Here is a 21,740-nt window from a genome sequence, read left to right as displayed (position 1 = left end):
TTATCCTTCCTGCTCAATGCGGGTTAACACCTCGCGCAATACGGGTCCATATTCGTATTTACCTGGACACACGTAGGTACACAGCGCCAGATCTTCTTCGTCCAGCTCCAGACAGCCCAACGCCTGGGCACCGTCGGTATCGCCGGCCAGGAGATCGCGCAGCAGCACGGTGGGCAGAATATCCAGCGGCATCACGCGTTCGTAGTTGCCAATCGGAACCATGGCGCGCTCACCGCCGTTGGTGCTGGTGGAGAAGTTAAACAGCTTACGACGCAGGAAGTGGCCGAGCGTGGTGCGCGTTACCGAGTATTTTTCTGCACCAGGCAGTACCCAGCCGAACAGCTCTTTCTCGCGTCCTTCAAGCACAACGCTCACCTGAAGATGGAAACGACCCAGCCAGGCCATCGGGCCTGTCGCGTGCCTGCCGCTCAGCACCGAACCGGAAATAATACGGTTTTCACCCTCTTTCGTTTCGCCAGCCAACAGCGCCGTCAGGTCTGCCCCAAGCAGCGTGCGAACCAGACGCGGTTGGGTTGCCTGAGGGCCGCCGATGGCAATAATGCGTTCTGCGCACAGCTCACCCGTGGTGAACAGCTTACCGATAGCGATCACGTCCTGATAATTAAGATGCCAGACCTGTTTCGTCAGGCTTACCGGCTCCAGGAAATGAATATGCGTTCCCACCAGCCCGGCCGGATGCGGGCCGGCAAATTCATTAAAGGCTACCTGCCCTTGCGGATGCCCGCCCAGCTTACCGCCGCTGGCCTGACAGACATGCACTTTGCCCGGCGTCAGGCGCGTTAACACGGTGAGGCCGGCATCGAAAGCTTTTCGTTCCGCCAGGATAAGAGGCTGCGGATCTGCGCTGAGCGGGTTGGTGTCGATGGCCGTGACGAAGATAGCGGCCGGCACAGTGCCAGGCACGGGCGTTTTGCTATAGGGGCGCGTGCGAAGCGCCGTCCACAGTCCCGACTCCAGCAGTTGCGTCTGCACCGCGTCGTGGCTGAGGGTGGCAAGATCGGCGGCGTCAAAACGCGCAAATTCGCGTTTCTCATCGCCTTCAATTTGAATAACAACCGATTGCAGGACGCGACGCTCACCACGATGGATGGCGACAACGGTGCCGCTGGCTGGGGCTGTAAACATAACGCCAGGATTTTTTTTATCCTCGAAGAGCGCCTGACCTTTTATTACGCGATCGCCTTCCTGTACCAGCATCGCGGGACGCATGCCCACGTAATCATCACCTACAATAGCGACATGATGAATACTGGCGCCGGTGGTGACGTGCTGTTCAGGCACGCCAGAGATTGGCAGATCGAGTCCTTTTCTGATTCTAAACATGTGGTTAGCAGGTATCCATGAACAACAATCCAGAGAGGCCGGAGTGTACCATTTTCGGCCCTGCCAGGGGCAGCAAATCCGCCGTCTGGCGCGCCGAAATGCGAGCTATTGCGCAAAGTTCCTGGAGTCAGGACATTATGAATGGGTTATAAAGTAAAACTAATTTGTAAACGCAAAGGTTGGCTCTTGCGAAAATCTCCATCGGTGCTAATGTGAGCGCTCCTGTCCAGATTAGTCTGATTTCGGGTGTCTTTTGCCGTTCTGGCAAGTTGGTCATTGTTTTATCAAGGAACCAGTAGTATGCGTAAAATCGCATTGTTCATTGCGATGCTTCTGATACCGTGCATGTCGTTTGCCGGGCTGCTTGGCAGTAATAGTTCAACGACGCCGGTCAGCAAAGAGTATAAACAGCAGTTGATGGGATCCCCGGTTTATATTCAAATCTTCAAGGAAGAGCGCACACTCGATCTGTTTGTCAAAATGGGCGAGACGTATCAGCTGCTCGATAGCTACAAAATCTGTAACTATTCTGGCGGGCTGGGGCCGAAACAGCGCCAGGGTGACTTCAAAAGTCCGGAAGGGTTTTACAACGTTCAGCGTAACCAGCTAAAACCGGACAGCCGGTTCTATAAAGCGATTAACATCGGTTTCCCCAATGCCTTCGACCGTGCGCACGGTTACGAAGGGAAATACCTGATGATTCACGGTGCCTGCGTGTCTGTCGGTTGTTATGCGATGACGGATTCCGGCATTGATGAAATCTTCCAGTTTGTCACGGGCGCACTGGTCTTCGGCCAGCCGAATGTTCAGGTCAGCATCTATCCGTTCCGTATGACGGATGCGAACATGGCGCGCCATAAATACTCTGTTTACACAGATTTCTGGAAACAGCTAAAACCGGGCTATGACTACTTCGAGCAGACCCATAAGCCGCCGGTGGTGTCCATCGTCAATGGCCGTTACGTGGTGAGTAAACCGCTCAGCCATGAAGTGGTTCAGCCGCAGCTGGCGTCAAATTACGCGGTCCCCGAGACAAAATAGCGCCCACTCGCCTGGCATAATCTTTTGCCAGGTTTCGTTGCCGGTCAGCGGCTGCGTTGCAATGACAGTGACCACATCGTTCGGTGTGGTCTCCTTCTGAAAATCAATTTCCACATCCTGATCGAGCAGCGTGGCGACGCCAAACGGCGCACGTCGGGTGATCCAGAACAGATTCGTCGAGCAGAACGCCATCACGTAGCGCCCGTCAGACAGCAGCATATTAAAGACGCCCTTCTCGCGTAACTCAGACGCCAGTGACGCTATGTACTTAAAAACGGCGGTCATGTTGCCGGGCGTACGGGGGTAGCGCTCGGTCAGCTTGTGCAGCAGCCAGCAAAATGCTTTTTCGCTGTCCGTTTCACCGACAGGACGGAAATTGCCGGTTTCCAGCGACTTATAGCCCGAAAGCTGCCCGTTGTGCGCATAGGTCCAGTTACGGCCCCACAGTTCACGGGTAAACGGATGGGTATTTTCCAGCGCCACTTCGCCGCGATTTGCCTGGCGGATATGGGCGATCACCGAACAGGATTTAATAGGATAGTCCTGCACCAGTCTGGCAATGGGTGAGTTAAAGCTGGGTTGTGGATCTTTAAACGTGCGACATCCTTTGCCTTCGTAGAAGGTAATACCCCAGCCGTCTTTATGCGGCCCGGTTCCTCCACCGCGCTGAACCAGCCCGGTAAAACTAAAGCAGATATCGGTTGGCACATTGGCGCTCATCCCGAGCAGTTCGCACATAGATCACCTCCACAACAGCGGGGGGCACCGGCGCCCCCCAGCGAAGTCTTACTTAACCATCTCTTTTTCGATCAGTTGGATCAGGATGTGGATCACTTTGATGTGAATTTCCTGAACGCGATCCGCATAACCGAAGTGTGGTACACGGATTTCAATGTCCGCTGTACCGTCCATCTTACCGCCATCTTTCCCGGTAAGGGTGATCACTTTCATGCCCTTCTCACGCGCGGCGGCGATCGCTTTGATCACGTTAGCAGAGTTACCGGACGTGGAGATACCCAGCAGCACGTCGCCTTCACGGCCTACGGCTTCAACGTAGCGGGAAAAGATATGGTCGTAACCGAAGTCGTTGCCTACACAGGAGATGTGGCTCACGTCGGAAATCGCAATCGCCGGGTAGCCCGGACGGTTTTCGCGATAGCGTCCGGTCAGCTCTTCGGCGAAGTGCATGGCGTCACAGTGGGAACCGCCGTTACCGCAGGAGAGCACTTTACCGCCGGCTTTGAAGCTGTCGGCAAGCAGGACCGCCGCGCGCTGAATAGCGTGAATATTGGCATCATCTTTCAGAAAATTCGCCAGCGTTTCCGCCGCTTCGTTCAGTTCGTTACGAATAAGATCCTGGTACATGAGGATAATCCTTCAGTATTGATGAAATAACACAGTGGAGTGTACCGGATAGCAGTAAAAGCGAGAAGCTAAAGCCATGCGAATCGTCCGGCGTTTTGATTTTTTGTGCCGGCTAAAACGCGAACAATGTGAACCAGGTTGTAATTATTTTGTAAACACATTGCTAAAGGAAATGACATCAACTACAACCATATCATCACAAGTGGTCAGACCTCCTACAAGCAAGGGAGCTTTTCTTTATGATGATTTTGAGCATTTTCGCAACCGTTGTGCTGCTCGGTGTGTTGTTCTATCACCGTGTCAGTTTATTCCTGAGTAGCCTGATTCTTCTGGCCTGGACGGCTGCACTTGGCGTCGCTGGCCTGTGGAATATCTGGGTCCTTGTTCCCCTGGCCATCATTTTGCTGCCGTTCAACCTGACGCCGATGCGTAAGTCGATGATCTCTGCGCCGGTGTTCAGGGGATTCCGTAAAGTGATGCCGCCGATGTCGCGTACAGAGAAAGAAGCGATTGACGCCGGTACGACCTGGTGGGAAGGCGATCTGTTCCAGGGCAACCCGGACTGGAAAAAGCTTCACAACTATCCGCAGCCGCGTCTGACCGCCGAAGAACAAGCCTTTATTGATGGTCCGGTAGAAGAAGCGTGCCGCATGGCAAACGACTTTGCCATCACTCACGAAATGGCCGACCTGCCGCCTGAGCTGTGGGCATACCTGAAAGAGCATCGCTTCTTCGCGATGATCATTAAGAAAGAGTACGGCGGTCTGGAATTCTCCGCTTACGCTCAGGCTCGCGTACTGCAAAAACTGGCGGGTGTCTCCGGGATCCTGGCGATCACCGTTGGCGTGCCAAACTCCTTAGGCCCGGGCGAGCTGTTACAGCATTACGGTACAGAAGAGCAGAAAGATCACTACCTGCCGCGTCTGGCGCGTGGTCAGGAAATTCCGTGCTTCGCGCTGACCAGCCCCGAAGCGGGCTCCGATGCCGGCGCAATCCCTGATACCGGCGTGGTTTGCATGGGCGAATGGCAGGGCCAGCAGGTGCTGGGCATGCGCCTGACCTGGAACAAACGTTATATCACCCTCGCACCTATCGCCACGGTGTTGGGCCTGGCGTTCAAACTCTCTGACCCGGAAAAACTGCTGGGCGGTGAAGAAGAGCTGGGTATTACCTGTGCGCTGATCCCAACCTCAACCCCGGGCGTTGAAATTGGTCGCCGTCACTTCCCGCTGAACGTGCCGTTCCAGAACGGTCCTACCCGCGGTCAGGATATCTTTGTCCCGATTGACTACATCATCGGTGGCCCGAAAATGGCCGGGCAGGGCTGGCGTATGCTGGTGGAATGTCTGTCTGTGGGCCGCGGCATTACCCTGCCGTCGAACTCAACAGGCGGTCTGAAATCGGTGGCGATGGGGATTGGGGCTTACGCGCATATCCGCCGTCAGTTCAAAATCTCCATCGGCAAGATGGAAGGTATCGAAGAGCCGCTGGCGCGTATTGCGGGCAATGCCTATGTGATGGACGCCGCAGCCTCGCTGATTACCTACGGCATTATGCTGGGTGAAAAACCCGCCGTGCTGTCAGCGATTGTGAAGTATCACTGTACCCACCGCGCACAGCAGTCAATTATTGATGCAATGGATATCGCAGGCGGTAAAGGTATCATGCTCGGCGAAGGCAACTTCCTGGCGCGCGGCTATCAGGGTGCGCCGATTGCCATCACCGTGGAAGGGGCAAACATCCTGACCCGCAGCATGATGATCTTCGGCCAGGGTGCGATTCGTTGCCATCCGTACGTGCTGGAAGAGATGGCTGCCGCGCAGAATAATGATGTGGATGCCTTCGACAAACTGCTGTTCAAACATATCGGTCACGTCGGCAGCAACAAGGTGCGCAGCTTCTGGCTGGGCCTGACGCGCGGGCTGACCAGCGCGACGCCAACCGGCGATGCGACCAAACGTTACTACCAGCATCTGAACCGTCTGAGCGCCAACCTGGCCCTGCTGTCTGACGTCTCAATGGCCGTCCTGGGCGGTAGCCTGAAGCGTCGCGAACGCATCTCCGCCCGTCTGGGTGATGTGCTGAGCCAGATCTTCCTGGCCTCTGCGGTGCTGAAACGCTACGACGATGAAGGCCGTCAGGAAGCGGATCTGCCGCTGGTGCACTGGGGCGTGCAGGATGCGATGTATCAGGCCGAACAGGCGATTGACGATCTGCTGGCGAACTTCCCGAACCGCTTCGTAGCGGGTGCCCTGCGCGCGGTGATCTTCCCGACCGGTCGTCATCACCTGGCGCCGTCCGACAAGCTGGATCACAAAGTGGCAAAAATCCTCCAGGTACCAAGCGCAACCCGCTCTCGTATTGGTCGGGGTCAATATCTGGCACCTACCCCGCATAACCCGGTAGGTTTGCTGGAAGAGGCGCTGCTTGACGTGATGGCCGCCGACCCGATTCACCAGAAGATCTGCAAACAGCTGGGCAAAAACCTGCCGTTTACACGACTGGATGAGCTGGCAAAACAGGCGCTGGCAGGTGGCATCATCGACAACAGCGAAGCTGCGATTCTGGTGAAAGCCGAAGAGAGCCGTCTGCGCAGTATTAATGTGGATGATTTCGAACCTGAAGAGCTGGCGACACAGCCGGTAAAGCTGCCAGAGAAACACCGCAAACCTGAAGCGGCATAAGGCCTTTTGCTCCCACAAACCCCGCCCCGCGCGGGGTTTTTTATTGCCACATTTTCTGGTAATGACGTGCTACAGTGTCAAAAAGTGTTTATTAAGGAGCCTGTATCGTGCCTGGTTTAAAGATTTCTGTTTTGCAGCAACCTTTAGTGTGGATGGACGGCCCCGCCAACCTTCGCCATTTTGATCGCCAGCTGGAAGAGATTACCGGACGCGATGTGATTGTCCTGCCGGAGATGTTTACCACAGGTTTCGCGATGGAGGCAGCAAAACAGTCCATGCCGCAGGACGAGGTGGTGGCCTGGATGCACGCCAGGGCGCAGGAAACAAATGCGTTGATTGCCGGTAGCGTCGCACTCCAGACCGGGCGCGGACCGGTCAACCGCTTCCTGCTGGTCGAGCCGGAAGGAAAAGTCCATTTCTACGATAAGCGCCACCTGTTCCGCATGGCGGATGAACATCAACATTATGAAGCCGGAAGCGAACGCGTGGTATTTGAATGGCGCGGCTGGCGTATTCTGCCGCTGGTCTGCTATGACCTGCGCTTCCCGGTGTGGTCGCGCAACCGCAACGATTATGACCTGGCGTTGTACGTCGCCAACTGGCCCGCCCCACGCTCCCTGCACTGGCAGGCTTTACTGACCGCGCGCGCGATTGAAAATCAGGCTTATGTCGTTGGCTGTAACCGCGTGGGAACGGACGGCAACGGGCATCACTATCGCGGTGACAGCCGGGTGATCAGTCCGCAGGGTGAGATTATTGCCACCGCCGAGCCGCATCAGGCAACACGAATTGACGCTGAGATCTCGTTAACGGCGTTAAAGGAGTATCGGGAGAAGTTTCCGGCCTGGCAGGATGCAGATCCGTTTAGCATTGGTTGAAAAAAAGCCGGGTGACGGCTGCGCCTTACCCGGCCTACAAAAAGCACAGCGTAGGCACGGTAAGCGCAGCGCCACCGGGCGTTAATTAACTCACCAGCGCCTGCCCGTCTTTGCGGCTTTCCGTCGCGGCCACGTAGTGCCCTTCCGGCATACGGTAAATCACCTGCGCACCGCCGAAGTTATAATCCTGAAGCGGATCTTCCACCACGATCTGATGCCCGCGCTCGCGCAGCGCCGCGATAGTATTGCGATCGAACGTTGATTCGACGATCACCTCCCTGCCCTGCACCACGCGCCAGCGCGGTGCATCGATTGCCGCCTGCGGGTTTTGCCCGTGCAGCATAATGCGCAGCGCCAACTGCATGTGCCCCTGCGCCTGCATCGGGCCGCCCATCACGCCGAAGGACATCAGCGGCTTGCCGTTGCCGTCCATCGCAAATCCCGGAATGATGGTGTGGAACGGGCGCTTGCTGCCCGCCAGCGCGTTCGGGTGCGCAGGATCCAGCACAAAGCCGCAGCCCCGGTTTTGCAGGCTGATCCCGGTATCCGGCACCACGATCCCTGAACCGAATCCCATATAGTTGGACTGAATAAACGAGACCATCATCCCACTCGCATCCGCGGTGCTGACGTAAACCGTCCCGCTCTGCGTCGGCGATCCGTACACAAAATCAGAGGCGCTATCGTGGTTGATAAGCGCGGCGCGCGACTTCAGGTAATGGTCGCTCAGCAGTTCTTTCGCCGCGAACGCCATATGTTCTTCATCCGCAACGTAGCGGTCGAGATCCGCCAGCGCCAGCTTCATTGCCTCAATGGAGAGGTGCAGAGACTGCACGGAGTCCGGGTGGTGCTTCTCAATGCCGCACTGCTCAAGAATGCCGAGCGCAATCAGCGTGGCGATCCCCTGACCGTTAGGCGGCAGCTCCTGCACCGAACCGCCCGCGAAGTCGCGCGACAGCAGGTCTACCCAGTCCACGCGATGGTTTGCCAGATCCTCTGCCGTCAGATGCGCACCGTGTTCTTTGGCAAAAGCAGCAATTTTCTGCGCCAGCTCGCCGCGGTAAAACGCGTCACCGTTAGTTTTGGCAATCAGCTCCAGCGAGCTGGCCTGCGCCGGGTTACGGAAGATTTCCCCCACGCGCGGGGCGCGGCCTTCCGGCGCGAAGCAGGCGCTGAAGCCCGGCTGATCTTTCAGCTTGCTATAGCCTCGCTGCCAGAGATGACCAATCAGCGGCGAGACGGGAAAGCCGTTGCGCGCGTAGTCAATGGCAGGCTGCGCCAGCGTGGTCAGCGGCAGCGTGCCGAAGCGCTCCGCCAGCGCGACCCAGCCGGATACCGCTCCCGGCACGGTCACCGCGTCCCAGCCAATTTCCGGCACTGCGCTTTTTCCGGCAAACAGATCCGCATGCCAGCTGGCCGGCGAGCGGCCTGATGCGTTGAGGCCGTGAAGCTTTTCACCGTCCCAGACGATGGCAAAGGCGTCGCTGCCGATCCCGTTGCCGGTCGGCTCAACCACCGTCAGCGCCATCGCGGTGGCAATGGCTGCATCGACGGCATTGCCGCCCAGTTGCAGCATCTTCATCCCCGCCTGCGCCGCCAGCGGCTGCGACGTGGCAACCGCGTTATGGCCCAGCATCGGCGGACGGCGTGAATCGTAACCGGACGTAAAATCAAGCGTTTTGGTCATCATGACTCCTTAGTCGTGGCGCGGATCGAGCGCATCGCGCAGCCCGTCGCCGAGTAGATTAAAGCCCTGCACGGCAAGGAAAATCGCCACGCCGGGGAAAACGGACATCCACGGAGCCTGCTCCAGAAACCCTTTCGCGGTGTTGAGCATGGAGCCCCAAGACGGATTTGGCGGCTGCTGTCCCAGCCCCAAAAACGACAGGCTGGCTTCGGCGATAATCGCCGAGGCGATCGCCAGCGTGGCCTGCACGAGGATCGGCGACATCACGTTTGGCAGGACGTATTTAATGATGATCCAGCGATCCGGCAGGCCAATCGCCCGCGCGCCGTCGATATACTCTTCGTTGCGAATGGCGATCACCTGGCCGCGCGTCAGCCGGGCGAAAATCGGCATTGCCGAGAGACCAATGGCGATCATCGCATTCGTCAGGCTTGGGCCCAAAAATGCCCCCAGCGCGATCGCCATGATCAGGAACGGACAGGCCAGCAAGGCCTCAATAAAGCGCGAGATCACGCCGTCCCACATCTTCTGGAAGTAGCCCGCCACCAGCCCCAGCGGCACGCCGATGACCACGGCAATAATGACCGACATACAGCCCGCCATCAGCGAGGTGCGCGCCCCCCAAATAATGCGGGATAAGATGTCACGCCCCAGCTCGTCGGTGCCGAACCAGTACATCGCCGACGGCGCTTTGCGCACCGCCAGGAAGTTGGCTTTGACCGGGTCGAAGGGGGCGATCCACGGCGCCAGCAGCGCCACCAGGACAAAAAAGCCCACCACAAGTGCGCCAATCACCGCGCTTTTATTGCCGAGAAATTTCTTCAGCACCCGGTTCTGCGCGCGCGGCAGCGTGGGGGCAACGGTTTGCGTCGTCAGTTCCGCCATGGTTAACCTCGCATTTTCGGGTTGATAAGGACGTAGAGCACGTCGGCCAGCAGATTGAGCATCAGGAAGCCGATCGCCACGATCAGCACCACGCCCTGCACCACCGCATAGTCACGATTGAACACCGAGTCGACGATCATTTTGCCAAAGCCCGGAATGGTGAAGACCTGCTCGGTCAGCACCGCGCCGCCCAGTAGCTCGCCGAACAGAAGCGTGGTGAGGGTGATTACAGGCACCAGCGCGTTGCGAAAGGCGTGCTTCAGGATCACTGCTTTCGGCAGCAGCCCCTTAGCGCGCGCGGTGCGGATGTAATCCGCTTTCAGCACTGCAATCATCGACGCACGGGTATGGCGCATCAGCGTCGCCGCCAGTCCGGTTCCGAGCACGGACGCGGGTAGCAGCAGCGTGCGCAGGTTCTGGATCGGATCTTCACTGAATGGCACATAACCGGACGCAGGTAACCATTGCAAGTTCACCGAAAAGACCAGAATCAGCAGGATCCCCAGCCAGAAGTGCGGAATTGATATCCCCGAGATCGCCACAAAGTTCGCCCCGTGATCGACCCAGCTGTTTTTATTCACCGCCGCAAGGATCCCCATGCTGATGCCAAACACCAGCGCGATGATCATCGCCAGCAGAGAGAGCTCCAGCGTGACCGGCAGCTTGCTGGCAATCAGCTGCGTGACCGGTTCATGCGTGCGCAAGGAGACGCCCAGCTCGCCCTGCAGCGCGCGCGTCAGCCAATGGAAATACTGCACGGGGATCGGCGCATCCAGATTAAGCTCAGCACGCAGTTGGGCAATGACCGCCGGATCGCGCTCCTCCCCGGCCATGGCGATCAGCGGGTCGCCGGGCAGCAGCTTTTGCAGCCCGAACACCATCATGCTCACCAGCAATAGCGTCGGGACGGCCAGCAGCAGACGTTTGCAAATCAGTTCCAGCATGGGTTCTCCTCAGGACGTTTATTTTGCCAGCGTCAAACCGGCCAGACGCACGATGCCGTCCGGGTACGGCTTAAAGCCCTGCACGCTTTTGTTCAGGCCAAAAATGCGCGGCTCGAAGTAGAGGTAGGCAATCGGCATGTCGGTCTGGAGCTGCTTCACCACCTTGTCGTACAGCGGCTGGCGTACGGCCTGGTCGGTGCTCTGACGCGCCTGAGTCAGCCATTCATCGATCTGCGTGTTGCTGTATCGGCCGTCGTTCAGGGTGCCTTTACTGTTGATAAAGCCGTAAATGCTGCCATCCGGATCCGGGCGCCCCGACCAGCCGGAGAAGCTCAACTGGTAGTCACCGCTCTGCTGGCGATCCAGCAGCGTGGCGAACTCGGTCATTTGCAGGTTCAGGTTAAAGCCCGCCTCTGCCACCATCGCCTGCAATACCTGTCCCACCTGCTGCGAGGTTGGGTTGTTTGGCACCAGCAGATTGACGCTCAGCGGCGTGGTCACACCGGCGGCTTTCAGCAGCGCTTTGGCTTTATCGACGTCGCGCGGCGGGACCGGCAGGTTAACGTGGTACGGGCTGACCGGTGAAAACGCCTGATTTGCCGGGGTGTAGAGCCCTTCAAAGACCACCTGGTTTAACGCATCGCGATCGATTGCCTGAGAAAACGCCTCGCGCACGCGGGCATCTTTGAACGGATCGTTGGCCGGCACCTTGCCGTTGTTAATATTGAAGGTGATCCCCTGATACCCCAGACCGGTGACCTTCGCCAGCGCCAGCTTGCTGTCGGCTTCGACGGTTTTGACGTCGCTGGCGGCAATGCCTTCGGTCAGGTCGAGATCGCCCGCGCGCAGGTTCGCGAGACGCACGGAGGCATCCGGGATCGGCAGATAGATGATTTTGTCGAAGTGATAGGCGTCTTTGTTCCAGTAGTTGTCGAAGCGGGTCAGAACGATGCGGTCCTGCGACACGCGGCTGTCGAATTTGTATGGACCGGAGCAGACGGGATGGGCGGCAAAGTCAGGCTTTTTCGCCGCATCGGGTGCCATCATCGCGCCCGCGCGGTCGGTGAGCTGCATTAGCAGCGCGGCATCCGGTGTTTTCAGGTGCAGCGCAATCTGCATCGGGCCGGTGACCTCGACCGATTCAACGGATGAGATCTCGCTTTTACGCAGGGAGCCTTTGAGGGTCAGGGCGCGGTCGAGGTTGTATTTTGCCGCAGCGGCATCAAATTTTTCACCGTCGTGGAAGGTCACACCTTCGCGTAGATCCATAGTCAGCGTTTTGCCATCTTCGCTCCAGGCCCAGGATTTTGCCAGACCCGGCACCACTTTCAGGTGCTCGTCGACGTCCACCAGCCTGTCGCACAGGGAGGCAAACACGAAACGGCCATAGTAGGTGCGCGCCAGATGCGGGTCGAGCATATCCGGGTCGGCCCCCAGGCCGATCCGCAGCACGCTTTCAGAATGGGCGGGCAGCGCCGCGCCAAGCAACATAACACTTCCCAGTACGGTCAAAAGAGAATTACGCATTGTCATTATCATGAGTTCCTTGAAGGAAGGGAGGAGTGAGTGGCCGCGTGTTCAAACAGCGCGCGGCGGCGCAGAAAAGCGGCGGATGGCGGTGCGATCTGGATAACGCTGCGATCGCGATTGATCTCCTGCCAGCGATGGCAAGCAACCTGACGTCCGCCGTCGAGCACCTGATTAATCGGCTCGATCTGGCGGCATTCATCTGTAACGTAGGGGCAACGGGTGTGGAAACGGCAGCCGGACGGCGGGTTAGCCGGGTTCGGTAAATCACCCTGCAACAGCGGCGTATCCCGCGCTACGCCTGGCTGCATTTGCGGCGCTGAGGCAATCAACGCCTGGGTATAAGGATGCAACGGTGCGTCGAAGATGTCGTCGACGGTGGCCAGCTCGACGATTTGCCCAAGATACATTACCGCCACGCGGTCGCTCATATGACGGATAACCGCCAGCCCGTGGGCGACGATCACCATCGTTAGCCCCAACTGGTGCTTCAGGCTTTCCAGTAAATTAACCACCTGTGCCTGAACGGAAACGTCCAGCGCAGAAACCGGCTCATCACCCAGCAGCAGCTTTGGGCCTGACGCCAGCGCGCGCGCAATGCCGATACGCTGACGCTGCCCGCCGGAAAATTCGTGTGGATAACGCCCGGCCCAGGCTGAGGGCAAGCCGACCGTCCTGAGTAGCTCGGAGACGCGGTACTGGCGATCCGTTTTTTTCATGTTCTGGTGCAGCCACAGCGGCTCACCGACAATTTGCTCCACCGTCATGCGCGGGTTCAGCGAAGCGAAGGGATCCTGAAAGATGATCTGTAGCTCACGCCGGAGCTGGTTCAGACGGGCGCCCGAGGCGTGGGTGATCTCCTCACCCTGATAAAATACCCGCCCTTCGCTGGCGCCCAGCAGGCGCAGCAGCAGACGACCAAGGGTGGATTTCCCGGAACCCGACTCGCCGACAATTGCCAGCGTTTCGCCAGGCATCACCGACATCGAAACTCGGTCGACAGCGGTGACAAAGCGGGCCGGCGTAAACAGTTTTTTCGGGCCGGGGAAAAGCTTGCTCAGATCGCGGGCTTCAAGAATGGGCATGGTCATGCGGTCTCTCCCAGGGCAATGTGGTGTTCGAGCGGCACGCGGAAGCAGGCAACCTGATGGCCCGTACCAAGCGTAGTGAGCGGTGGTTTTTCAGCATGACAGCGCGTCTGCGCGAAGGGACATCGGGTGGCAAAGCGGCAGCCTTGAGGCATGGATTCCGGCAGCGGGACCGATCCGGGAATAGTTGATAGCTGGCCTTTACGCGCACCCATAGAAGGAAGGGAACCCATAAGGCCAATGGTATAGGGGTGCTGCGGATCGGCAAACAGGGCTTCAACACTCCCCTGCTCCACTACCTGTCCGGCATACATCACCGCCACCTGCTGCGCGACTTCAGCCACCACGCCTAAATCGTGGGTGATCATCAGCACCGCCGTGCCCGTTTCTTCTTTTAAAGTATTGAGCAGGGAGAGAATTTGCGCCTGAATGGTCACGTCCAGAGCGGTAGTGGGTTCGTCAGCAATGAGTAGTTTGGGATGGTTTATCAGCGCCATCGCAATCATCACGCGCTGGCGCATACCGCCGGAAAGCTGATGCGGGTAAGCCTTAAGGCGCATCTCTGCTGCCGGGATCTGCACCTTCTCCAGGATCTGTAGCGCAACCGTCATCGCCTCAGCCCGGGAGATCGTTTGATGGCGCATCACCGCTTCACTGAGCTGATCGCCAAGCGTGAAGGCCGGGTTGAGCGAGGTCATGGGCTCCTGGAATATCATCGCCAGCTCGCTGCCGCGCAGATCGGCATACTCCCGCGGCGAGAGCTTGCGCAGATCCTGGCGGCGGAAATTCATCTCCCCGCTGACGATCCGGGCGCTGGCAGGTAATAACCCCATCAGCGCCAGGGAAGTGATGCTTTTACCGCAGCCGGACTCGCCTACCAGCGCCAGCGTTTCTCCCGCCCTGACCGTCAGCGAGATATCGTCGAGCACGCTCACCGGCGAGCCCGCGAATTTAACGTTGAGGTTTTGCAGCCGCAGTACGGGCGTGGAGTCCTTAAAGGGTATCGTCGTCATAGCGTGGAATCGTCCTCAAGGTGAATAGCCTGAATCAGGGCGGTTTGCAGGCTGAGCAGGTGTTCGCGCATGGCGGCAGCTGCTTCGTTAGGCTGGCGATGAATAATCGCTGACATGATTTTGTGATGGTGGTCGTTGTAGCTATCGACACGTTCAGGGGTGCGGGCAAGTTCGCGTAAATGCTGCCAGCCAGGCTCCCGGCGGACGGCATCTATCGCATCAAAAAGCCCAAGCATCAGGCGGTTACCTGCTGCCTCCGCAATGGCGCGGTGGAAGGCGCTATCCCACAGTTCGTTGAGATCGCGGTCATCCGGGCTGACCTTATTAATGCGTTCCAGCATACGCTGCATGAGCGCGAGGTTTTCCCTGGTGGCACGCAGTGCCGCAAGTCGGGCTAAGCCGGGTTCGAGCTGTAGTCGAGCTTCCATGACTTCCAGCAGGTTGGTTTGCTGAACCAATCCCTGAAGCGCCAACGGCTCAACCGGGGCAGATGGACCAATGAAGGTACCCTTGCCCTGCTTGCGCCAGATACGCCCTTCCTCTTCCAGCACGTCCAGCGCGCGACGCACTTCACGTCGGCCTACGCCGAGAGTGTCCGACAGCTCACGTTCAGTGGGCAGCGGAATGCCTGGTGTTGACTCGTGCTGGTTGATAAGCCCGCGCAGCTGCTCAAGCGCGGTACTGGAATTAGCTAAAAACCGTGAAGGCTTTTCCATATTGGTTCGCTCGCTTTCATCATTGCTTTATTTTTATTAATAATAAGTTATTGATATGACGCAGAACTTAACGTGCTAGTGATTAAGCAATTAACGAACCAATAGCGTATTGGTTCGTTAATTTTCTGAAAAATGATCGGTAACCGAATGATTTCCTACCAATTATTTTACATAATTATTACATAAGAAGATGGGCGCGAAGGTAAGGGTGAGCAAAAAACGCACAAAAACAGTGCAAATAATGCACTAAAATCGTGCATTTGTTAATAAAATGCACCGTACTTATTAACTTTTTGTTAATGAAAATAAAAAGAGGAATAAACAATATTCGAGGGACTATAAAACGACGAAAGCCTGAATCATTTCTGACTCAGGCTTTCTGAATAGTGGCGGAACGGACGGGACTCGAACCCGCGACCCCCTGCGTGACAGGCAGGTATTCTAACCGACTGAACTACCGCTCCACTGTTCCCGTTTGGGGAACGAGGCGAATATTACGGTTTGCCTCTGAACTCGTCAACGCTTTTTCTCAGGTTTTGAATCGTTTGCTGCAAAATTCACCCAAACGGTGATTTAACAAACGTTTCGGCACATTTTCACGTGCGCCACAGACAGCTTCCGCCCTTCTTCTGCACTAAATCGAGACGAGATTCATGGTTCATCAGTTCTTCATCACTGGCTAAAACAACCCGCAGGCGATTCGCCTGACGCACAATACGCTGAATTCCCCCTTCATCCCGCGTCTGCTGGGATTCATTTTCCATACTGAATTTCATCGACGTTTGCCCGCCGGTCATGGTCAGGTAGACATCGGCCAGGATCTGGGCATCGAGCAACGCGCCGTGCAGCGTTCGCTTGGTGTTGTCTATCTCATAGCGAGAGCACAGGGCATCAAGGCTGTTACGCTTGCCGGGGAACATCTTCCTTGCCAGCGCCAGGCTATCCGTGACTTTACAGAACGTATTCGTCTTCGGAATATCACGGTTGAGCTTGCTGAACTCATAGTCCATAAAGCCGATATCGAACGACGCGTTATGAATGACAAGTTCCGCACCTCTGATGTAGTCGAGAAATTCATCTGCGACGTCGGCAAAGGTGGGCTTATCCAGCAAAAACTCATCGGCAATTCCGTGAACGCCGAACGCTTCCGGGTCCACCAGCCGATCGGGTTTAAGGTAAACGTGGAAGTTGTTGCCCGTAAGGCGACGGTTCACCACTTCAACGGCACCAATCTCAATGATTTTGTGCCCTTCGTAGTGGGCGCCAATCTGGTTCATACCGGTGGTTTCGGTATCAAGAACAATCTGGCGAGTAATTGCAGTGCTCATAGCGGTCATTTATGTCAGACTTATCGTTTTACTGAACGTTTCAAATACAGGAAGTCTACCAGAGATGCGTAAACAGGTAGAAATTTTCACCGATGGATCTTGTCTCGGTAACCCAGGGCCCGGCGGCTATGGCGCCATTATGCGCTATCGTCAGCATGAAAAAACATTTAGTGAAGGCTATTTCCTGACCACCAACAACCGCATGGAGTTGATGGCGGCCATCGTGGCGCTGGAAGCGTTAAAAGAACATTGTGACGTGGTGCTGAGTACCGACAGCCAGTATGTCCGCCAGGGCATTACCCAATGGATCCACAACTGGAAAAAGCGGGGCTGGAAAACGGCAGAGAAAAAACCCGTCAAGAATGTCGATCTCTGGAAGCGTCTTGATGCCGCCCTCGGTCAGCACGAAATCAAATGGGAGTGGGTAAAGGGGCACGCCGGTCATCCTGAAAACGAACGCTGTGACGAGCTGGCTCGCGCGGCGGCATCCAACCCGACCCATGAGGATGCAGGTTATCAACCTGAATCCTGATCACGGTTTTTTGTACTGCCGCGTGGCCCCCACGGTCTGGCGGATCCGCGTTTTTGATTTGCTTTGCTTCATCGGGTTGAGCGTAAGGGGGATCGTCCTCTTACGCGCGACAATAAATTGCATGCAGCCCAGCGCGGGTAAATGGGTGCTTAATAAGACCCCGCCTTTACGCGTCCAGGGGATGACCTGAAAACCCCCGTAGCTTAGCACTTCGAAATTTAACAGTGAAAGCCAGTCCAGCTGGCGCATCATGGTAAACATCCTGCTGTTATAAGGCGGCGTGCGACGCAGAACGGGCGTCAGTTTACGTAGCCCCATCAGACTCAGCGGATTAAAACCGCTCAGGATCAGCCAGCCGTCATCAATCAAAACGCGGTCGGCTTCCCGCAGCAGACGATGGGGATCGCTACACCAGGGCAGCGTGTGGGCGAGCAGACAGGCATCAATGGATTTTTCCGCAAACGGCAAATGCAGCGGATCCGCTTTCACCTGAACCGGGGAGCCATTAAGCGATACGCTGACCTGATGCGAGATAGCGCAGCTTTCGGTATTGATTTCTGCGCTCAGATTGCCAATCTTAAGCAGGTGAAAACCATACATTTTCGCGAGCCAGGGTTTAAGCTGAAGTTCTAAGGCCTCGCGATAATATTCACCCCAGGGCAACTCTGCCCAACGTTCCGGTGGTGCGACAGTCTGAGGTATCCTTGCCGGTTTCATCAAAACACCCGCCACGCTATAAGAGGTAATGCATGAATCTTATCAGTATTTCCGCCTTTCAGGACAATTACATCTGGGTTTTAGTCGACGACGATCGCAGATGCATCATTGTTGATCCAGGCGAATCCGCACCGATCCTGCACGCGATTAAAGAAAACGGCTGGCAGCCGGAGGCGATCCTTCTTACCCATCACCATCACGATCATGTCGGCGGTGTTCCCGATCTCCTTGCACGCTATCCCCATCTACCCGTCTACGGACCAGCAGAGACACAGGATAAGGGTACAACGCAAGTTGTCGAAGAAGGCGAAAGTATCCTCATCCTCGGGTGGGAGTTTTCCGTATTTGCTACGCCAGGTCACACTTCCGGGCATCTCTGTTTCTACAGCAAACCTTATCTGTTTTGTGGCGACACGCTGTTTTCTGGCGGCTGTGGAAGGCTGTTTGAAGGCACGCCAGAACAGATGTATCAATCTTTACAAAAAATTAATGCGCTGCCAGCCGAAACCGTAATTTGTTGCGCACATGAGTATACATTAGGGAATATGAAGTTTGCTGCAAGCGTGCTGCCTGAGGATCGGGCGATTCAGGATTATTACCAGAAAGTGAAGGAGTTACGTGCAAAAAACCAAAAAACACTCCCCGTAATTCTGAAAAATGAGCGACAAATAAATTTATTTTTAAGAACTGATGATGTTGATTTAATTAATAAAATTAATAAAGAAACAAATTTGTTACAACCTGAAGCGCGATTTGCATGGTTAAGGTCAAAGAAAGATAACTTCAGATAATTGCGGGTTGCCTTTTCAAAATTTCGCCGTTATCATCGCTCGTCTTTTAAGCAACTATTGACACACACATGAAGGCAAAAGCGATATTACTCGCCTCTGTCCTGCTTGTAGGTTGCCAGTCACAAAACGGCAGCAACGTACAACAGCACGCACAGAGCCTTTCTGCGGCTGGTCAAGGGGAAGCAGGGAAGTTTACGAGTCAGGCGCGATGGTTGGACGATGGGACATCCTTCGCGCAGGAACAAGACTTGTGGGCCTCTATTGGCGACGAGCTAAAGATGGGAATTCCGGAAAACAGCCGGATTCGCGAACAGAAACAGAAGTATTTGAGAAATAAGAGCTATCTCCACGATGTAACATTACGGGCAGAGCCGTATATGTACTGGATAGCCGGGCAAGTTAAGAAACGTAACATGCCTATGGAACTGGTACTACTACCCATAGTGGAGAGCGCTTTTGACCCGCACGCGACGTCTGGCGCCAATGCAGCAGGCATCTGGCAGATCATTCCGAGCACAGGGCGAAATTATGGTTTAAAGCAGACCCGCAACTACGATGCGCGTCGTGATGTTGTCGCTTCAACGACAGCCGCTCTCGACATGATGCAACGTCTGAACAAGATGTTTGACGGCGACTGGTTATTGACCGTCGCGGCGTATAACAGTGGTGAAGGTCGTGTACTGAAGGCAATGAAAGCGAATAAAGCGCGTGGAAAACCCACAGACTTCTGGTCGCTCTCACTGCCACAGGAAACAAAGATTTACGTACCGAAAATGCTGGCACTGGGCGATATTCTCAAGAACAGCAAACGTTACGGTGTACAACTGCCAACACCAGACGAAAGTCGTGCACTGGCGCGTGTCCGCCTCAGCAGCCCGGTTGATATTCAACAGGTTGCCGATATGACGGGTATGTCGGTAAGTAAGCTTAAAACCTTTAATGCAGGTGTTAAAGGCTCCACGCTGGGCGCTAGTGGCCCTGGCTATGTGATGGTTCCGCAGAAACATGCGGAACAGTTACGAGAGTCTTTAGCTTCGGGTGAAATTGCAGCCGTTCAGTCCACGCTGATCGCTGATACGTCGCCTGTAAGCAGCCGCAGCTATAAGGTGCGTTCAGGTGATACGCTTTCAGGTATTGCATCACGTCTTGGCGTGAATGCGAAAGATCTCCAGCAGTGGAATAATCTGCGCGGATCTGGTCTGAAAGTGGGTCAAACGCTGACCGTAGGTGCAGGTAGCAGCGCACAGCGTCTCGCTAAAAACAGCGATAGCATTACCTATCGCGTACGTAAAGGCGACTCGCTGTCCAGTATTGCTAAGCGTCACGGCGTAAACATCAAAGATGTGATGCGCTGGAACAACGATACTGACAACCTGCAACCTGGCGACCAGCTGACGTTGTTTGTGAAAAACAGCGCTACGCCAGATTCCTGATAGTACGATCGCTTGTTAAAAAGGCACCGATTCCCCTCGGTGCCTTTTTTATTTATCCCGCTTTTTGCGCTTCAGCCATAATGGTGTCGCTGGTAAACGAACCATCATCATGCAGTTCAAAGTACGCCTTCACGTCAGCAGAGGCGCTCTCCTGATACAATCGGATCGCCTGAGTCAATGCCTCGGGTGTGCGCATCCGTGCAATCCATGATGTGAACTCCAGCGGCAAACGGTCGGTTATCAATGAGCGTGAAATCAAGCCGGCTTCGGTGATAAACGTAAGCCACTCTCCACTGGAGTAGTTTTGCACGTGCGAGGTATCACGCAGCGCTTCAACCGTCTGGAGCCAGATATTTCGTACCGGATGTCCGGGAGACATCACGTCCATGATGATGAAGATTCCGCCCGGTTTGAGCACGCGTTTCACTTCCCGTAATGCCTGCCCCACATCATGCCAGTGATGTGCAGAGTAACGGCTAATCACAACCTCAAACGACGCATCCTCAAAGGGTAAAGATTCAGCGTAGCCCTGGCGCGTCGTGACGTTATTCAGCCCTTTCGCTTTCGCCGCTTCAGCAACCACATCCAGCATCTGGCTCGATAAGTCATATGCCGTCACCTGAGCAACCTGCTGTGCGGCGGTAAAACTGGCGTGCCCCGCCCCGCAGCCTAAGTCCAGCATGTGCGCGTCAGGAAACGCGGCGAGCCGTTCGCCGAGACGTACCAGATCGCGGCCAGAGGCGTGCACGGCGCTGCTCAGGTAGGCACTTGCCTGAGAACCAAACTGTTTTTCGACGTTGTCATGATGGGAGTGTGTTGTTGTCATGTTGCTGTCCTTTTATGGGTTAAAAAATAAAGGGCAGCACCCGCACAGGCCTGCCCCACGGCAGACCTGACGCACCATTATTTATCAGGTTTGCCGGGACTGAATTCAACTAGTAGAGGATTATGATCGGAGGCGCGCGTCACCAGAACGGAGGCGTCGTGCACGCTTAAACCCCGATAGAATACAAAATCGAGAGGACGACCAAACGCTTTCTTGCGCTGGTCATCGTTAAAACGAACTTCACGCAGCGACATTTCACGCGCGAAGCGGTACAACGCGTTCATACGCGGACGGCTCCAGGCATTGAAGTCCCCGGCCATAATGATCGGCCCACTGTGATGAGCAATCTGATCGCCAATGGGTAGTAACTGCTTACTGTACACATCAACACCCAGGCTGAAGTTCACCGCATGAATGTTTACCACCATCAGCAGGCGGGTGTCGGGCAACGGATAGACCGTGACCAGCGCCGATTTTGCCAGACGCAGGATTGGCTCACGTTCACGCAGCGGGCAGCAATAGACCGGATGTGCGGCTGAAAGGGTCATCACCCCAGAAGGATGCTGTGGCAGAACAAAGGCAGGCACCTGATCGGCTGCAAGATAGTTTGTCGTTGCAAACCTGACCAGCTCAGGCGTGGTTTGCGCCTCCTGTAACAGAACCAGATGCGCATCTTTACCAAAATTTTTAAGTACGGATAACCACTCCGCACGCTGTTGTTTAAAGATGTTCCACACCAGTACGCGAATTTTTTCGTCACTGCTTAATGGCGTGCCCGCTGGTAATGCCTGACCCAGGCTCGCAAACGACCCCGGAGGCAAGATCCTCTCCGCGGGCATTCCGGCAACATAACGCATGGCATAGGTATTTTTTCGCACTTTTGGAAACGACCTCTGTAACATGAACCAGCCCGGAAAACGGACTGGTTCTAATGTTATAGG

At 55.8% G+C, this 21,740-nt stretch carries 20 protein-coding genes and 1 tRNA gene; 6 read left to right on the top strand and 15 right to left on the bottom strand.

The genetic code is table 11. From position 1 onward, the window contains the following. Complete coding sequence (locus AC4OVU_RS04990) at positions 1-1,344, bottom strand: Na(+)-translocating NADH-quinone reductase subunit A (protein ID WP_023295963.1); 1,344 nt, start codon at positions 1,342-1,344, stop codon at positions 1-3. 300 nt (positions 1,345-1,644) lie between these two features. On the opposite strand from AC4OVU_RS04990, the gene dpaA reads away from it, so the two are divergent. After that, a complete protein-coding gene (gene dpaA, locus AC4OVU_RS04985; RefSeq protein WP_006810008.1) occupies positions 1,645-2,385 on the top strand; it encodes a peptidoglycan meso-diaminopimelic acid protein amidase in 741 nt (246 codons plus the stop codon). Here the strand turns inward: dpaA and AC4OVU_RS04980 are convergent. Together AC4OVU_RS04980 and lpcA are read right to left on the bottom strand one after the other, a co-directional pair. Next, positions 2,356-3,123 (bottom strand): class II glutamine amidotransferase, encoded by a 768-nt coding sequence (locus AC4OVU_RS04980; RefSeq protein ID WP_017383120.1) that lies wholly within the window; start codon positions 3,121-3,123, stop codon positions 2,356-2,358. The two genes, dpaA and AC4OVU_RS04980, sit on opposite strands and share 30 nt — an antisense overlap. A gap of 48 nt (positions 3,124-3,171) precedes the next feature. Beyond that, positions 3,172-3,750, bottom strand: coding sequence for a D-sedoheptulose 7-phosphate isomerase (gene lpcA / locus AC4OVU_RS04975; protein WP_003863232.1), 579 nt, complete (start codon positions 3,748-3,750; stop codon positions 3,172-3,174). A gap of 239 nt (positions 3,751-3,989) precedes the next feature. On the opposite strand from lpcA, the gene fadE reads away from it, so the two are divergent. Next, on the top strand, positions 3,990-6,434 hold the full coding sequence (gene fadE, locus AC4OVU_RS04970) for an acyl-CoA dehydrogenase FadE (protein WP_015571378.1): 2,445 nt from the start codon (positions 3,990-3,992) through the stop codon (positions 6,432-6,434). A 107-nt stretch (positions 6,435-6,541) separates the two neighbouring features. After that, entirely contained in the window at positions 6,542-7,312 is a 771-nt protein-coding gene (locus tag AC4OVU_RS04965) for an amidohydrolase (protein WP_017383119.1), read from the top strand. Positions 7,313-7,397: 85 nt separating this feature from the next. Here the strand turns inward: AC4OVU_RS04965 and AC4OVU_RS04960 are convergent, their stop codons facing one another. The 9 genes from AC4OVU_RS04960 to dnaQ form a co-directional block, all read right to left on the bottom strand. Continuing rightward, on the bottom strand, positions 7,398-8,999 hold the full coding sequence (locus tag AC4OVU_RS04960) for a gamma-glutamyltransferase family protein (protein WP_110292671.1): 1,602 nt from the start codon (positions 8,997-8,999) through the stop codon (positions 7,398-7,400). A 9-nt stretch (positions 9,000-9,008) separates the two neighbouring features. Continuing rightward, positions 9,009-9,884, bottom strand: a complete 876-nt coding sequence (locus AC4OVU_RS04955; RefSeq protein WP_015571381.1) for an ABC transporter permease — start codon at positions 9,882-9,884, stop codon at positions 9,009-9,011. Between the two features lie 2 nt (positions 9,885-9,886). Then, positions 9,887-10,828 (bottom strand): ABC transporter permease, encoded by a 942-nt coding sequence (locus AC4OVU_RS04950; protein WP_110292670.1) that lies wholly within the window; start codon positions 10,826-10,828, stop codon positions 9,887-9,889. A gap of 18 nt (positions 10,829-10,846) precedes the next feature. Then, positions 10,847-12,361: an ABC transporter substrate-binding protein gene (locus AC4OVU_RS04945; protein ID WP_026094397.1), complete on the bottom strand. Its 1,515-nt coding sequence runs from the start codon at positions 12,359-12,361 to the stop codon at positions 10,847-10,849. A 2-nt stretch (positions 12,362-12,363) separates the two neighbouring features. After that, on the bottom strand, positions 12,364-13,446 hold the full coding sequence (locus tag AC4OVU_RS04940) for an ABC transporter ATP-binding protein (protein WP_015571384.1): 1,083 nt from the start codon (positions 13,444-13,446) through the stop codon (positions 12,364-12,366). Next, the gene (locus AC4OVU_RS04935; protein ID WP_015571385.1) at positions 13,443-14,456 is read right to left on the bottom strand and encodes an ABC transporter ATP-binding protein; all 1,014 of its coding nucleotides are present in this window, start codon (positions 14,454-14,456) and stop codon (positions 13,443-13,445) included. Before AC4OVU_RS04935 ends, AC4OVU_RS04940 begins: the two co-directional genes overlap by 4 nt. After that, positions 14,453-15,172, bottom strand: a complete 720-nt coding sequence (locus AC4OVU_RS04930; protein ID WP_015571386.1) for a FadR/GntR family transcriptional regulator — start codon at positions 15,170-15,172, stop codon at positions 14,453-14,455. Before AC4OVU_RS04930 ends, AC4OVU_RS04935 begins: the two co-directional genes overlap by 4 nt. A 387-nt stretch (positions 15,173-15,559) precedes the next feature. Beyond that, a tRNA-Asp gene (locus tag AC4OVU_RS04925) sits at positions 15,560-15,636 on the bottom strand. A 132-nt stretch (positions 15,637-15,768) separates the two neighbouring features. After that, on the bottom strand, positions 15,769-16,500 hold the full coding sequence (gene dnaQ, locus AC4OVU_RS04920) for a DNA polymerase III subunit epsilon (RefSeq protein ID WP_003863237.1): 732 nt from the start codon (positions 16,498-16,500) through the stop codon (positions 15,769-15,771). Here dnaQ and rnhA point away from each other — a divergent pair. Then, positions 16,454-17,032: a ribonuclease HI gene (rnhA, locus tag AC4OVU_RS04915; protein ID WP_160840538.1), complete on the top strand. Its 579-nt coding sequence runs from the start codon at positions 16,454-16,456 to the stop codon at positions 17,030-17,032. The genes dnaQ and rnhA overlap by 47 nt on opposite strands. Here the strand turns inward: rnhA and AC4OVU_RS04910 are convergent, their stop codons facing one another. Continuing rightward, positions 17,033-17,749, bottom strand: a complete 717-nt coding sequence (locus AC4OVU_RS04910; RefSeq protein ID WP_017383714.1) for a class I SAM-dependent methyltransferase — start codon at positions 17,747-17,749, stop codon at positions 17,033-17,035. Between the two features lie 32 nt (positions 17,750-17,781). On the opposite strand from AC4OVU_RS04910, the gene gloB reads away from it, so the two are divergent. Then, positions 17,782-18,540, top strand: coding sequence for a hydroxyacylglutathione hydrolase (gloB, locus tag AC4OVU_RS04905; protein ID WP_491928633.1), 759 nt, complete (start codon positions 17,782-17,784; stop codon positions 18,538-18,540). Positions 18,541-18,608: 68 nt separating this feature from the next. Beyond that, entirely contained in the window at positions 18,609-19,973 is a 1,365-nt protein-coding gene (mltD, locus tag AC4OVU_RS04900) for a murein transglycosylase D (protein WP_023295957.1), read from the top strand. A gap of 52 nt (positions 19,974-20,025) precedes the next feature. Here the strand turns inward: mltD and AC4OVU_RS04895 are convergent, their stop codons facing one another. Both AC4OVU_RS04895 and AC4OVU_RS04890 read right to left on the bottom strand, forming a co-directional pair. Next, positions 20,026-20,799: a class I SAM-dependent methyltransferase gene (locus AC4OVU_RS04895; RefSeq protein WP_110293124.1), complete on the bottom strand. Its 774-nt coding sequence runs from the start codon at positions 20,797-20,799 to the stop codon at positions 20,026-20,028. 77 nt (positions 20,800-20,876) lie between these two features. After that, complete coding sequence (locus AC4OVU_RS04890) at positions 20,877-21,677, bottom strand: endonuclease/exonuclease/phosphatase family protein (RefSeq protein WP_026080641.1); 801 nt, start codon at positions 21,675-21,677, stop codon at positions 20,877-20,879. Between the last annotated feature and the right edge of the window lie 63 nt (positions 21,678-21,740).

The sequence above is a fragment of the Enterobacter sp. 6722112 genome (assembly GCF_058661685.1).
The sequence above is the reverse complement of the archived record's forward strand: the minus strand, read 5'-3'. Positions and strand labels throughout refer to the sequence as shown.